At 64.7% G+C, this 13,145-nt stretch carries 11 protein-coding genes; 6 read left to right on the top strand and 5 right to left on the bottom strand.

Features of this window, described 5'->3' with window-relative positions:
* Positions 1-162: 162 nt before the first annotated feature.
* Positions 163-453 (top strand): GIY-YIG nuclease family protein, encoded by a 291-nt coding sequence (locus COW1_RS10575; protein ID WP_201344146.1) that lies wholly within the window; start codon positions 163-165, stop codon positions 451-453.
* A gap of 134 nt (positions 454-587) precedes the next feature.
* On the opposite strand, the gene COW1_RS10570 is transcribed toward COW1_RS10575, so the two are convergent.
* Positions 588-2,915, bottom strand: coding sequence for a protein-disulfide reductase DsbD (locus COW1_RS10570; RefSeq protein WP_201344145.1), 2,328 nt, complete (start codon positions 2,913-2,915; stop codon positions 588-590).
* A gap of 47 nt (positions 2,916-2,962) precedes the next feature.
* A complete protein-coding gene (gene cutA, locus COW1_RS10565) occupies positions 2,963-3,286 on the bottom strand; it encodes a divalent-cation tolerance protein CutA (protein WP_201344144.1) in 324 nt (107 codons plus the stop codon).
* Positions 3,287-3,568: 282 nt separating this feature from the next.
* Here cutA and COW1_RS10560 point away from each other — a divergent pair, with 282 nt between their 5' ends.
* The 3 genes from COW1_RS10560 to groL all read left to right on the top strand — a co-directional run bounded on the left by COW1_RS10560 (position 3,569) and on the right by groL (position 6,472).
* Positions 3,569-4,021, top strand: a complete 453-nt coding sequence (locus tag COW1_RS10560) for an FxsA family protein (RefSeq protein ID WP_201344143.1) — start codon at positions 3,569-3,571, stop codon at positions 4,019-4,021.
* Positions 4,022-4,483: 462 nt separating this feature from the next.
* Positions 4,484-4,774, top strand: coding sequence for a co-chaperone GroES (groES, locus tag COW1_RS10555; RefSeq protein ID WP_096364580.1), 291 nt, complete (start codon positions 4,484-4,486; stop codon positions 4,772-4,774).
* A 45-nt stretch (positions 4,775-4,819) separates the two neighbouring features.
* Positions 4,820-6,472: a chaperonin GroEL gene (gene groL / locus COW1_RS10550; protein ID WP_096364582.1), complete on the top strand. Its 1,653-nt coding sequence runs from the start codon at positions 4,820-4,822 to the stop codon at positions 6,470-6,472.
* Between the two features lie 366 nt (positions 6,473-6,838).
* On the opposite strand, the gene COW1_RS10545 is transcribed toward groL, so the two are convergent.
* The 3 genes from COW1_RS10545 to COW1_RS10535 all read right to left on the bottom strand — a co-directional run bounded on the left by COW1_RS10545 (position 6,839) and on the right by COW1_RS10535 (position 9,845).
* Positions 6,839-7,609: a hypothetical protein gene (locus tag COW1_RS10545; RefSeq protein WP_201344142.1), complete on the bottom strand. Its 771-nt coding sequence runs from the start codon at positions 7,607-7,609 to the stop codon at positions 6,839-6,841.
* The gene (locus tag COW1_RS10540) at positions 7,609-8,172 is read right to left on the bottom strand and encodes an RNA polymerase sigma factor (protein ID WP_096364586.1); all 564 of its coding nucleotides are present in this window, start codon (positions 8,170-8,172) and stop codon (positions 7,609-7,611) included. Before COW1_RS10540 ends, COW1_RS10545 begins: the two co-directional genes overlap by 1 nt.
* Positions 8,173-8,666: 494 nt before the next feature.
* A complete protein-coding gene (locus COW1_RS10535) occupies positions 8,667-9,845 on the bottom strand; it encodes a PilT/PilU family type 4a pilus ATPase (RefSeq protein ID WP_096364588.1) in 1,179 nt (392 codons plus the stop codon).
* A gap of 61 nt (positions 9,846-9,906) precedes the next feature.
* Here COW1_RS10535 and COW1_RS10530 point away from each other — a divergent pair, with 61 nt between their 5' ends.
* Both COW1_RS10530 and glnE read left to right on the top strand, forming a co-directional pair.
* Positions 9,907-10,116, top strand: coding sequence for a hypothetical protein (locus COW1_RS10530; RefSeq protein WP_201344141.1), 210 nt, complete (start codon positions 9,907-9,909; stop codon positions 10,114-10,116).
* A gap of 95 nt (positions 10,117-10,211) precedes the next feature.
* Positions 10,212-13,118: a bifunctional [glutamate--ammonia ligase]-adenylyl-L-tyrosine phosphorylase/[glutamate--ammonia-ligase] adenylyltransferase gene (gene glnE / locus COW1_RS10525; RefSeq protein ID WP_242466420.1), complete on the top strand. Its 2,907-nt coding sequence runs from the start codon at positions 10,212-10,214 to the stop codon at positions 13,116-13,118.
* The last annotated feature ends 27 nt before the right edge of the window (positions 13,119-13,145 follow it).

The following is a 13,145-nucleotide window of genomic DNA, read 5'->3' as shown; positions in this document are numbered from 1 at the left end:
CGTGAGGCGTGAGGCGCATCGTCCCTCCTCCGTCATCCCCGCGAAGGCGGGGATCCATAAACCGCCGCGACCTCTGGATCCCCGCCTTCGCGGGGATGACGTGATATATAGAACGAGTCACCTTGATTATCACTGATTATTATCCGACACGGAGGTTGGATAATGAGAAGGCAGCCCTGCGTTTATATCCTGGCCAGCAAAAGAAATGGAACGCTGTATGCAGGTGTAACCTCTGATCTCGTGAGGCGTGTCTGGGAACACAGGAATCATGCAGTTGAAGGTTTCACCAGAAAATACGGCGTCACCATGCTTGTCTGGTATGAATTGCACGAAAAGATGGATTCGGCAATTTGCCGGGAAAAGGCGATAAAGAAGTGGAGGCGTGCCTGGAAACTGCGGGCGATTGAAAAAATGAATCCGCAGTGGCGGGATCTGTATTCAGATCTGTTGTGATGCTGTCCGCGAAGCCCACTATTCCGTCATTCCCGTGCAGGTGGGAATCCATGGGGATGGCTGAGTCTGGATCCCCGCCTGCGTGGGGATGACGGGATAATTAACGGCGAGAGAATGAAGGGGTCACTCCTCACTCACCCCCCAAACGCCGCATTCACATGCGCGGCGAACTCCTCAGGCCCCATGTAGCCCATGATGCGATAGCGCCGCAGTTCCTCGCCGCTGGCATCGTAGAGGATCAGGCTGGGCGGGCCGGGGATGCGGAAATGCTTGAGCAGGGCCTTGTCGATGTCATCGTTGGCGGTGACGTCGGCCTTCAGCGTCACGGTGTTGGCCAGGGCCTGCTGCACCTGCGGGTCGCTGAAGGTGTTCTTCTCCATGCGGTGACAGTCGGTGCACCAGTCGGCATAGAAATCCAGCAGCACGCTCCTGCCCTGGCCCGAGGCGGCGGCGACCTCGCGTTGCAGGTCATCCAGACTCTTGATGGTCTTGAACTCGACGCCCTGCGCCTGCGCCTGGGCGGTGGTGCCGCCGCCGGCGAGTGCCAGCCCGCGCAGCGGCTGCAGAGTGTCGCGGGCGCCGGCGGCCACGCCGATGAGCAGGATCACGCCCCAGGCCAGCAGCAGCACGCCCGTGCCCTTGAACAGCTTCTGCCAGCCGCTGGCGTCCACATCCAGCCGGTCCATGGCGCCCATGTAGATGGCGCTGATGATGAGCAGCGCGGCCCACAGCAGCATGGCGGCGGCGGTGGGGATGATGCGCTCCAGCATCCAGATGGCCACGGCCAGCAGCAGCACGCCGAAGGTGGCCTTGATGGCGTTCATCCAGTCGCCGGCGCGCGGCAACACCTTGCCCGCGCCGGTGCCGATGGCCAGCAGCGGCGCGCCCATGCCCATACTCAGGGCGAACAGGGCCGCCCCGCCCAGGTAGGGGTCGCCGGTCTGACCGATGTAGATCAGCGCGCCGGCCAGCGGCGCGGCCACGCAGGGGCCGACGATCAGCGCGGACAGGAAGCCCATAATGGCCACGCCGGTGAGGGTGCCGCCCTGCTGCTTGTTGCTGATCTCGCTGAGCTTGCTCTGCCAGGAGGCCGGTATCTGCAGATCGTAGAAACCGAACATGGACAGCGACAGCAGCACGAACACAGTGGCGAAGCTGCCCAGGATCCAGGGGTTCTGGAAGGCCGCCTGCAGGTTCTCGCCGGACAGGCCCGCGATCACGCCGGCCACGGTGTAGGTCAGGGCCATGGCCAGCACATAGACCAGCGACAGGGTGAAGGCGCGCCGGGTGGTGATGTCTTCGCCCTGGCCGACGATGATCGAGGACAGGATCGGGATCATCGGGAACACGCAGGGGGTGAAGGCCAGCAGCAGGCCGAAGCCGAAGAAGGTCAGGATCACCAGCGGCGTGTTGCCGCTGGCCAGGCTCTGGGCGATGCGGTCCTGTTCGGTGACCGGGGGGGCGGCGGCGGCGCTGTCATCGACACTCAGTTCGGCGACGGTGGCGGCGGCCTGCGGCAGTTCCAGGCTGACCTCGCGGGTCTGCGGGGTGTAGCAGATGCGGCCCTCGGCGCAGCCCTGGTAGCCGATGGCCAGGCGGATGGCGGTCGGGTCGGTCGCGGTGCGCTGCAGCGGCAGGGTGGCGGTGACGCCGTCATGGTAGACCTCGACCCGGCCGAAGGTCTCGTCGTCCTTCATCTCGCCGGCAGGGAAATCCGCCTGATCCAGCGCCACGCCTTCGCCCTCAAGCAACTCAAAGCTGAACTTGTCGCGATAGAGATAGTAGCCGGGGGCGATCTCCCAGCGTGCCTCGAGGGTATTGCCGTCGATGACGGCGGTCTCCAGCTGGAAGGCGTCGTCGACGTCGAGCAGATCGCTCTCCATGCCGAAGCCGCCGCCGCCGAAGCTCTGCTCGCCGGTCGGCGGGGCGGCGTCGCCGCTGGCGGCCGCCGCGGCGGGCAGGGCCAGGGTGAGCTTCTGGGTGTGCGGGGTGTAGCAGATGCCGCGCGATTCCATGCAGCCCTGGGAGACGGCGCGCAGCACGAACTCGGCCGGGGCACCGGCGGTGCGCTCGACCGGCGCGGTGATGCTGAGTTTGTCGAAGTAGACCTCCACCTCGCCGAAGGTCTCGTCCTGCTTCATCTTGCCGGCAGGGAATTCCGGCGTGCCGACCGTCACCCCCGCGGTATCGGAGTGCAGCTGCACCCGCTGGCGGTACATGTAGAAGTCGTCGGCGATGTCCCAGGTCACGCGCACCCGGTCCGGACCGGCCATTTCGGCGCTGATGGCGAAGGCCTCGTCGGCGGACAGCAGTTCGTCATCGCCCCAGAGGGCGTGGGACTGAAGCGGCAGCAGCAACAGCGACAGCAGCAGGCCGAGGAAGCGCAGTGCCGGGAAACCCCTGGCCGTGGCCTCTTTCCCGTCGTTCCGGCGCAGACCGTAACCCAGCGGGGTCAGATGCATGGATGCCGGCCTGCGCCGGCATGACGGGGAAGTCAGGGATATGGGTGTCATTGAAGCAGTACGCTCTCGTCGATCCAGTCCAGGTAGCCGCTCAGGCCATCCACAATTGGGACTGCGATAATTTCCGGAAGTTCATAGGGATGGGCTTCCAGCACGGCCGCCTTCAGGGCCTCCAGGACATCGCGGCGGGTCTTGATCACCAGCAGCTGCTCGGTGTCCTCCTCCACCTCGCCCTGCCAGCGGTAGACCGAAGTGAGATTCGCCACGATGTTCACGCAGGCCGCCAGATCCTGGGCCACCAGGGCGCGGGCGATGCTGCGGGCCTCCGCGTCCGGCGCGGTGACCAGCACGATGCAGTATTTGTCCTTCATGGCCGGGAAGATAACCAAGTCGGTGATTGAGGGAAACCCTTGAGGGCAGAGACGGTTGAAGACAGGGTGTTATTTCATTAGCTCGGTAACCAGGCAGGGATAGCGGGTCTCTTTTCCCTCAGACGTCATCCCGGCGCAGGCCGGGATCCAGAACCCGCCGCGGTCAGTGGATCCCGGCCTGCGCCGGGATGACGGGGAACGGGGACTGACAGAATGGGACCGGTAGGGGGGTGAACATAACCTGCCTTGCCGCCCCCCGGCCCATCCGTTATGGTTCCGGGGATGAACCCCCTCGCCGTATTGCTCCTGCTGTTTCTCAGCGTCCCGCTGGTCGAGATCTATCTACTGATCAAGGTCGGCGGCTGGATCGGCGCCGTGCCCACGGTCTTCATGGTGGTCTTCACCGCCGTGCTGGGTGCCCTGCTGCTGCGTTTCCAGGGCTTTTCCACCCTGCAGCGGCTGCAGTTGTCCATGGCCCGCGGCGAACTGCCGGCGGTGGAGATGCTGGAAGGGGTAGTACTGGTCATCAGCGGCGTCCTGCTGCTGACCCCGGGCTTTTTCACCGACGCCCTGGGCTTTCTCGGCCTGATCCCGCCCCTGCGCCAGGCCCTGATCCGGGCCTGGATCGCCCGTCAGCTGGGCGGCGGACCGCCGCCGGGCGCCGGCCCCGCCGGCGGCCAGCCCAAGGGGCCGGTGACGCTGGAAGGCGAATATACGCGTGAAAATGATAAATAAAACAGTATATTATAAGTCAATGTAGGATGGGTGGAGCGCAGCGCAACCCAGCGCACCGCTGTCGGTCCACGATGGGCTGCAGCGCAATGCGCCTTCACCCACCCTGCGATGCGGCATTAAATCCGTCATTCCCGCGCAGGCGGGAATCCAGCAGTACCGTAGGTCGGGTTAGCCTGGAAGGCGTAACCCGACATCCACCGCGGCATGTCGGGTTACGCTGCGCTAACCCGACCTACGCTCTGTTCCTGTCATCCCCGTCTGCGCGGGGATGACGCGGTCAGAATATGCCCCATTCGGGCCAGTTTTCCCGCCTGAGATTAAATCTGTTTTTCCGTGAGAAAATAAATTTAATCGCATCCCCCTTGAAACTCCAATCGCCGCCGCTATTATTAGCACTCACTACAAACGAGTGCTAACACTCACAACCCAATGACCATCTTTGGTTTTTAAGGAGAGTGCCAGATGAATATTCGTCCGTTGCATGATCGCGTGATCATCAAGCGTATGGAAGAAGAACGCACCACGGCCGGTGGGATCGTGATCCCGGACTCGGCAACCGAAAAGCCCATCCGCGGTGAGGTGGTTGCCGTCGGTAACGGCAAGATCCTGGAGAACGGCGAACTGCGTCCGCTGGACATCAAGGTCGGCGACAAGGTCCTGTTCGGCAAGTACTCCGGCACCGAGGTCAAGGTTGAGGACCAGGATCTGCTGGTCATGCGTGAAGAAGACGTGATGGCCGTCATCGAGGGCTGAGCCCGGGCCGCCGCATAACAGAATTTTCAGGAGAGGATTAGCAATATGTCAGCGAAAGAAGTCAGATTCAGTGATGATGCGCGTCAGCGCATGGTCAAGGGCGTGAACATCCTGGCCAACGCGGTCAAGGTCACCCTGGGCCCGAAGGGCCGCAACGTGGTGCTGGAGAAGGCCTTCGGCGCTCCCACCGTGACCAAGGACGGCGTCTCCGTCGCCAAGGAGATCGAGCTCAAGGACAAGTTCGAGAACATGGGTGCCCAGATGGTCAAGGAAGTCGCTTCCCAGACTTCTGATGTGGCCGGTGACGGCACCACCACCGCGACCGTGCTGGCCCAGAGCATCTTCAAGGAAGGCATGAAGGCCGTGGCCGCCGGCATGAACCCGATGGACCTCAAGCGCGGCATCGACAAGGCCGTGATCGCCGCCGTCGAGGAACTGAAGAAGCTCTCCAACCCCTGCTCCGACACCAAGGCCATCGCCCAGGTCGGCACCATTTCCGCCAACTCCGACGAGTCCATCGGCAAGACCATCGCCGATGCCATGGAGAAGGTCGGCAAGGAAGGTGTGATCACAGTCGAGGAAGGCACCTCCCTGTACAACGAGCTGGACGTGGTCGAGGGCATGCAGTTCGACCGCGGCTACCTGTCGCCGTACTTCGTCAACAATCAGCAGAGCATGAGCGCCGAGCTGGATGACCCCTACATCCTGATCCACGACAAGAAGATCTCCAACATCCGCGAGCTGCTGCCGGTGCTGGAAGGTGTGGCCAAGGCTGGCAAGCCGCTGATGATCATCGCCGAGGACATCGAGGGCGAAGCCCTGGCCACCCTGGTGGTCAACAGCATCCGCGGCATCGTCAAGGTCTGCGCCGTCAAGGCCCCGGGCTTCGGCGACCGCCGCAAGGCCATGCTGCAGGATGTCGCGGTCCTGACCGGCGGTACCGTGATCTCCGAAGAGACCGGTATGAGCCTGGAGAAGGCCACCCTGGATGAGCTGGGCAACGCCAAGAAGGTGCAGGTCACCAAGGAAAACACCACCATTATCGATGGTGTCGGCAAGAAGGAAGACATCGAGGCGCGTGTGACCCAGATCCGCACCCAGATCGAGGAAGCCACCTCCGATTACGATCGCGAGAAGCTGCAGGAACGCGTGGCCAAGCTGGCCGGCGGCGTGGCCGTGATCAAGGTCGGTGCCGCGACCGAGATGGAAATGAAGGAGAAGAAGGCGCGCGTCGAGGACGCCCTGCACGCCACCCGTGCGGCGGTCGAGGAAGGCGTGGTGCCGGGCGGCGGCGTGGCCCTGATCCGTGCCCGTGCCGGTATCGCGAAACTGACCGGCGACAACCACGATCAGGACGTCGGCATCAACATCGCCCGCCGCGCCATGGAAGAGCCGCTGCGTCAGATCGTCGGCAACACCGGTGAGGAGCCCTCCGTCATCCTGGCCAAGGTCGAGGAAGGCAGTGGCAACTACGGCTACAACGCCGCCACCGGCGAGTACGCCGACATGATCGAGATGGGTATCCTGGACCCGACCAAGGTGACCCGCTCGGCCCTGCAGAACGCCGCTTCCGTCTCCGGTCTGATGATCACCACCGAGTGCATGGTGGCTGACATGCCCGAGGAAGGCGAGGGCGCCGGCGCCGGCGCCCCCGACATGGGCGGCATGGGCGGCATGGGCGGCATGGGCATGATGTAAGCCCGACCGTTCTGCTGTCGTCAGAAACGAAGAACCCCGCCCTTTGTGGCGGGGTTTTTTTGTGGGATCAGGGATTGAGGAATTCGCTTTTCCCGTCATCCCCGCGCAGGCGGGAATCCAGCAACCGCGCGGTATCTGGATCCCCGCCTGCGCGGGGATGACGTTCCTTTATCAAAAAACGGGCCGTGAAGACCCGTTTTTTGATACCGCGGAAGTACCGTAGGTCGGGTTGGCCTGGAAGGCGTAACCCGACATCCACCGCGGCATGTCGGGTTACGCTGCGCTGACCCGACCTGCGCTCTGTTTCCGTCATCAAAAAAAACGGGCCGCGAGGGCCCGTTTTCTGTCTCCGCGCAAGCGGATCGATCAGACGCTGATATACACCCACCCCTCCTGCAGCCGGGTCAGGATCTGGTCCAGCGCGTTGGGCGTGGTCAGGGCCTGCGGCAGCAGCGGCGGCACCTGGTCGCGGTGCTCGCGCTCCAGCATCTGGTTGATGGCGGTCTGGCAGGCGAAGAAGGTCAGTTCCTCGTACTTGAACTGCAGATCCTCGATGCGGTCGGCGAAGGGCGAGATGTCGGCCCGCAGCAGGTTCAGGCCGCCGGCATTGGCCACCAGTTCCAGTTCCACCGGCATGTGGCGGGCGCGATAGGTCTGGAGCAGCCGCTCGGTGGTGTCCAGCGCCTGTTCCAGCTTCTGCGGGTCGTCGGAACTGATGTGCAGCAGGATCTTGCGCCCGCCCTGTACGGTGGGGGCCTCGTCGACCTGCGTGGTCTGAAAGGCCCTTTCCTCGTCCAGGTACATGGCCTTGACGTCCAGGTCATTGTTGCCGGGATGCAGCTGGGCATTGGAAATCCAGCCGACCGCGGCGCCGACGACCAGCAGTGCGGCGGCAGCCACGGCCTGCAATGGGCCGCGCAGGGCGCGACCATGACCGCTGTGCTCGGCACGTTCCGAGGGCAGCTCGTAGGCGTGCTGGACCAGTTCGCGCAGGCGCTTGATTTCACAGGCGCGATGGCTCAACTCGCTGTCCGACTTGATGGTCGACAGGATGCGGCTCTTCTCATCGGCATCGAGCTGATTGTCGATGAAGGCGTTGAGATGCTCGTCGGAGATGAGCTTGTCGTCGGATGACATTACTTGATTCTCCTGATACGGGTCGGGTTGTCATCTGTGGCGGCATCGCGCATCAGATCGGTGCCCAGCAGGCGTTCCTTGAGCGCCCTGCGTGCCCGGCACAGCCGGCTCATCACCGTGCCCACCGGCACCCCGAGAATGTTGGCCACTTCGATATAGGAGCAGCCCTCCAGGTCCACCAGGGTCAGCACCTGGCGCTGGCCAATCGGCAGGGTGGCGATGGCGCCGCGCACCTCGGTGACCACCTGGTGGGTGTGGCCTTCGTCCTCCGGCGAGGAGTCGCTGACGAAGGGGATATCGTCGATATCCACCGTGTCGCGGCTGCGCCGGAAATGATCGCGCCAGGCGTTGTTGAGGATGCTGAACAGCCAGGTGTCCAGCGCCTCCAGTTCACGCAGCTGGCCGGATTTCTTCAGGGCCTTTTCCATAGTCTCCTGCACCAGATCGTCTGCCAGCGCCGGTTCGTGACACCAGGAGTAGGCGATGCGATACAGCCGTTCCCGGTTGCCTTCCAGGCGTTGACGAAACGCCTGGTTCCGGCCGAAAAGTTTGACCAGTTTCATTGTCTCTCCTCTAGCCCCCGGCGGTTGTGGTGCCGGCTGCAGGCCGCCCCTGCTTCAGGGAGCGGCTGTTGTTTCAAATCAAGACGGCTGTTCGGAACGGATTATTCCATAAAAAACAGCCCGGCGCCGTGCGGGCCGCGCTGCCGGTCGGCCCGCGGCGGGGCCGGCGATGGAGTATGCAGACGGGGGTAGGAATAAATCTGACAGGGGCGGCGTCTAGGAGGGTGTACAGGGGCCGTTCGGTTGACATTGTCTCCCTCCACTCAAGGCCATGTTTTCTCGCCGAACACGTACTCCTCCACCCCTGTGAGGCTTGCCCCGGCCACTCCGGCCGGGGCTTTTTTATGTCCGACAGGCAGGTTGGGCTGAGCAGCGCGAAGCCCAACAATCGGGGGCGGGAAAGGGCGTAGGTCGGGTTAGCGCAGCGTAACCCGACAGGCCGCGGCGAGTGTCGGGTTACGCCTTTCAGGCTAACCCGACCTACGACGGGGCTGTCATTCGTCCGCCAGCTTCAACCCCAGCCCGCCGCCGGCGGTGGCGATGTTGCTGCTCGGGGTATCGTCCTCCTCCAGGCTGAAGGATTCGCTCTTCTCGGCCAGGGCCTGCTCGGCGTCCTCGGCCGTGAGATTGATGCGCAGGCGCAGGTTGTTGGGGGAGTCGGCATTGCGCAGCGCCTCTTCCAGGCTGATCCGGCCTTCCATGTAGAGGTTGTACAGCGCCATGTCGAAGGTCTGCATGCCGAGGTTCTCGGATTTCTCCATGACCTCCTTGATCTCATGCACATCGCCGCGGCGCACCAGTTCCTTGACCAGCGGGGTGCCCAGCAGGATCTCGATCGCCGCGGTGCGCTGGCCGTCGACGGTCTGCACCAGGCGCTGGGAGATGAAGGCGCGCAGGTTCAGCGACAGGTCCAGCAGCAACTGGTCGCGCTTCTCCTCGGGGAAGAAGTTGATGATGCGGTCCAGCGCCTGGTTGGCGTTGTTGGCGTGCAGGGTGGACAGGCACAGGTGGCCGGTCTCGGCGAAGGAGATGGCATGCTCCATGGTCTCGCGATGGCGGATCTCGCCGATCAGGATCACGTCCGGCGCCTGGCGCAGGGTGTTGGCCAGGGCGTCTTCATAGGAATCGGTGTCCAGCCCGACCTCGCGCTGGTTGACGATGGACTTCTTGTGCGAGTGGATGAACTCGATCGGATCCTCGATGGTGATGATGTGGCCGGTGGCGTTGGTGTTGCGATAGTCGATCAGCGAGGCCAGCGAGGTGGACTTGCCCGAGCCGGTCGCGCCCACGAACAGCACCAGGCCGCGCTTGCTCATCAACACGTCGGTGAGGATGGGCGGCAGCCCCAGGTCCTGCCACGCCGGGATATCGGTCTTGATGTTGCGCACCACCATGCCGATGCTGTTGCGCTGCTTGAAGATGTTGACGCGGAAGCGGCCGACATTGTGCTCGGAGATGGCCAGGTTCATTTCCGGCTTCTTCTCGAAGTCCTTCTGCTGGGTTTCGCTCATCAGCGAGTAGGCGATCTCGCGGATGCGCTCCGGCGTCATGGTGGCCTTCTCCACCACCTTGAGTTGGCCATGGAACTTGGCGCAGGGCGGCGCCCCCGTGCTCAGGTAGAGGTCGGAGGCGTCCTTCATGACCATGATCTTGAGATAATCCTTGAATTCCATTCTTATTCACCCCGGGTTGGACGACGCATAAGTCGTCATCCCGGCGCAGGCCGGAATCCAGATGCCGCTGCGGTTACTGGATCCCGGCCTGCGCCGGGATGACGAATTAAATCCGCAATTGGAAGTTCTCTATTGTGTCGGCCCGCCGGCATGGGGCTTGAGACGTCGGCGCCAGCCCCGGACAGGCCGTCATTGCGAGGCGCGCAGCGCCGTGGCAATCTCCAACCGGTTGATTCTGCGTGACGAGATTGCCGCGCTGCGCTCGCAATGACGGGAAAATCCGACTGGCGGGGACGTTTTCAGCGTCGGCCGCCCGTGCGTAACATGGCGTAAACTTGCGAGAAAACACGACATTAAGGACCCCGTGTGAACCCCGTCACATTTGAGGAGATTGCCGCCGGGCTGCCGGAGATCCTGCGCGAGGATGTCCAGCGGGCCTGGGCGCGCTACCGCGAGCGTGCGGAGACCGAGGACATGCGCATCCCGGCGCATCCGGATTTCCTGCGCCCCCTGGCCCGGGTCTGGGCCGCGAGCGAGTATGTCGCTCAGAGTTGCGAGCGCGAGCCCGGGCTGCTGGCCGAACTGCTGGAGTCCGGTGAACTGCTTGCCGATACCGCGCGCGGCGAGTTGCGGGCCCGGGCCGAGACGGCGACCGCCGAGGCGCTCAACGCCTTCGACCTGGGCGAGGCCCTGCGCCGTTTCCGCCGCCGCGAGATGGTGCGCATCGCCTGGCGCGACCTGGCCGGCTGGGCCGGGCTGGACGAGGTGCTGCGCGAGCTGACCGAGTTGGCCACGGCTTGTCTGCAGGTGACGCTGGAGCGGCTCCATGCCTGGCTGTGCAGGGAACTGGGCACGCCGAAGGACAGCGCCGGCCGGCCCCAGTCGCTGGTGGTGCTGGGGATGGGCAAGCTGGGGGCTGGGGAGTTGAACTTCTCCTCCGACATCGACCTGATCTTCGCCTACCCCGAGCCCGGCCGGCTGGGCAAGCGCGACGGCCTGAGTTACGAGGAATTCTTCACCCGTCTCGGCCAGCAGCTGATCGATACGCTGAACCGCCAGACCGGCGAGGGCTTCGTCTATCGGGTCGACATGCGGCTGCGGCCCTATGGCGACAGCGGCCCGCTGGTGATGGATTTCGACATGCTGGAGGAGTACTACCAGTCCCAGGGTCGGGAGTGGGAGCGCTATGCCCTGATCAAGGCGCATCCGGTGGCGGGCGACCCGGACCAGGCCGCCGAACTGATGGAACTGCTGCGGCCCTTTATCTACCGCCGCTACCTGGACTACGGCGCCTTCGAGCAGCTGCGCGAAATGAAGGCCATGATCACGCGCCAGGTCCAGAGGCGCGGCATGGAGGACAACATCAAGCTCGGCCCCGGCGGCATCCGCGAGGTGGAGTTCATCGCCCAGGCCTTCCAGCTCATCCGCGGCGGCCAGGAGGCGCGCCTGCGGCTGCGCCAGGTGCAGGACGTGCTGCGCAACCTGGCCCGGCTGGACCTGCTGCCGGGCTTCGCCGTCGAGCGCCTGATCCAGGCCTACGGCTTCCTGCGCCGGACCGAGAACCGGCTGCAGGCGTTCGCCGACGAGCAGACCCACGAACTGCCCACCGACGCGGCCGGGCAGGCCCGGCTGGCCCTGGCCATGGACTTCCCCGACTGGGCGGCGTTTCTCAAGCAGCTGGACCGGCACCGTCGCTTCGTCGAGGAGCAGTTCCAACAGGTGTTCGGCTCGCCCCACACCAGCGAGGAGGGCGACCGCGAGACCGAGGCCCTGGCCGGCCTGTGGCAGGACCAGCTCGACGAGGAGGCCGCCCTGGCCCTGCTGCATGAGATCGGCTTCGAGCATCCCGACGAGGCCCGTCGGCTGCTGGGCCAGCTGCATCACAGCCTGGAAAGCCGCGCCATGGGCAAGCGCGGGCGCGATCGCCTCGACCGCCTGATGCCGCTGCTGCTGGCGGCCATCGGCGAGGCGCGCGACCCCAACGAGACCCTGGCCCGACTGGCGCGGCTGCTGGAGACCATCAGCGGGCGCAGCGCCTACCTGGCCCTGCTGGTGGAAAACCCCATGGCGCTGTCGCAGCTGGTCCAGCTGTGCGACGCCAGCCCCTGGATCGCCGCCGAACTGACCCGCCATCCCATCCTGCTCGACGAACTGCTGGACCCGCGCACCCTCTATACCCCGCCGGGGCGCGAGCAGCTGGAGGCGATGCTCGAGCGGCGCTTCGAGAACATCGCCCCCGATGACCTGGAGACGCAGATGGACGCCCTGCGTCACTTCAAGCAGATGGCGGTGCTGCGGGTGGCGGCGGCCGATGTCGCCGGCGCCACCCCGCTGATGGTGGTCAGCGACTACCTTACCGCCATCGCCGAACTGGTGGTGCAGAAGGTGCTGGCCATCACCTGGGATCACCTGGTCGCCCGCCACGGCGCGCCCCGCTGCGGCACCGGCAAGGCCCGCCGTGACGCCGGCTTCGCCATCATCGGCTACGGCAAGCTGGGCGGCATCGAACTGGGCTACGGCTCCGATCTGGATCTGGTCTTTCTCAACGACGGCGAGGGCGAGGAGGCCTGCACCGAGGGGGCGAAGCCGCTGGACAATGCCGTCTTCTTCGCCCGCCTGGGTCAGCGCATCATCCACCTGCTCAATACCCTGACCCCGGCCGGCGTGCTCTACGAGGTGGACATGCGACTGCGTCCCAGCGGCGCCTCCGGCCTGCTGGTCACCGACATGGCCGCCTTCGCGGCCTACCAGCACGAGGAGGCCTGGACCTGGGAGCATCAGGCCCTGGTGCGTGCCCGCGGGGTGGCCGGCGACCCCGATACCCTGGCTGCCTTCGAGGCCGTGCGCCGGGAGGTTCTGTGCCGCAGGCGCGATCCCGAACGTCTGCGCCGGGAGGTGCGGGATATGCGCAGCCGTATGCGCACCGAACTGGCCGTGCGCGAGTCCGGCCGATTTGATCTCAAGCAAGGTCCCGGCGGCATCGCCGATATTGAATTCATCGTCCAGTACGGCGTGTTGCGCTGGGCGCACGCGCATCCCGATCTGGTAAGATACAGCGACAATATCCGGCTGCTGGAAGGCCTGGCCGGGGCCGGGCTGATGGCGGAGGACGATGTCCGGGTGCTCAGCAACGCCTACCGGGCCTACCGCAAGCGGGTGCACAACCTGACCCTGCAGGAGGTGCCGGCCGTGGTCTACGAGGGCGAATTCGTCCAGACCCGGTCGGCGGTGCTGGGGATCTGGAAGCGGATATTCGAGAGTCAGGAGTCGTAGGTCGGGTTGGCGCAGCGTAACCCGACA

The sequence above is a fragment of the Thiohalobacter sp. COW1 genome, assembly GCF_016629505.1.
GTDB lineage: Bacteria > Pseudomonadota > Gammaproteobacteria > Thiohalobacterales > Thiohalobacteraceae > Thiohalobacter > Thiohalobacter thiocyanaticus_A.
The sequence above is the reverse complement of the archived record's forward strand: the minus strand, read 5'-3'. Positions and strand labels throughout refer to the sequence as shown.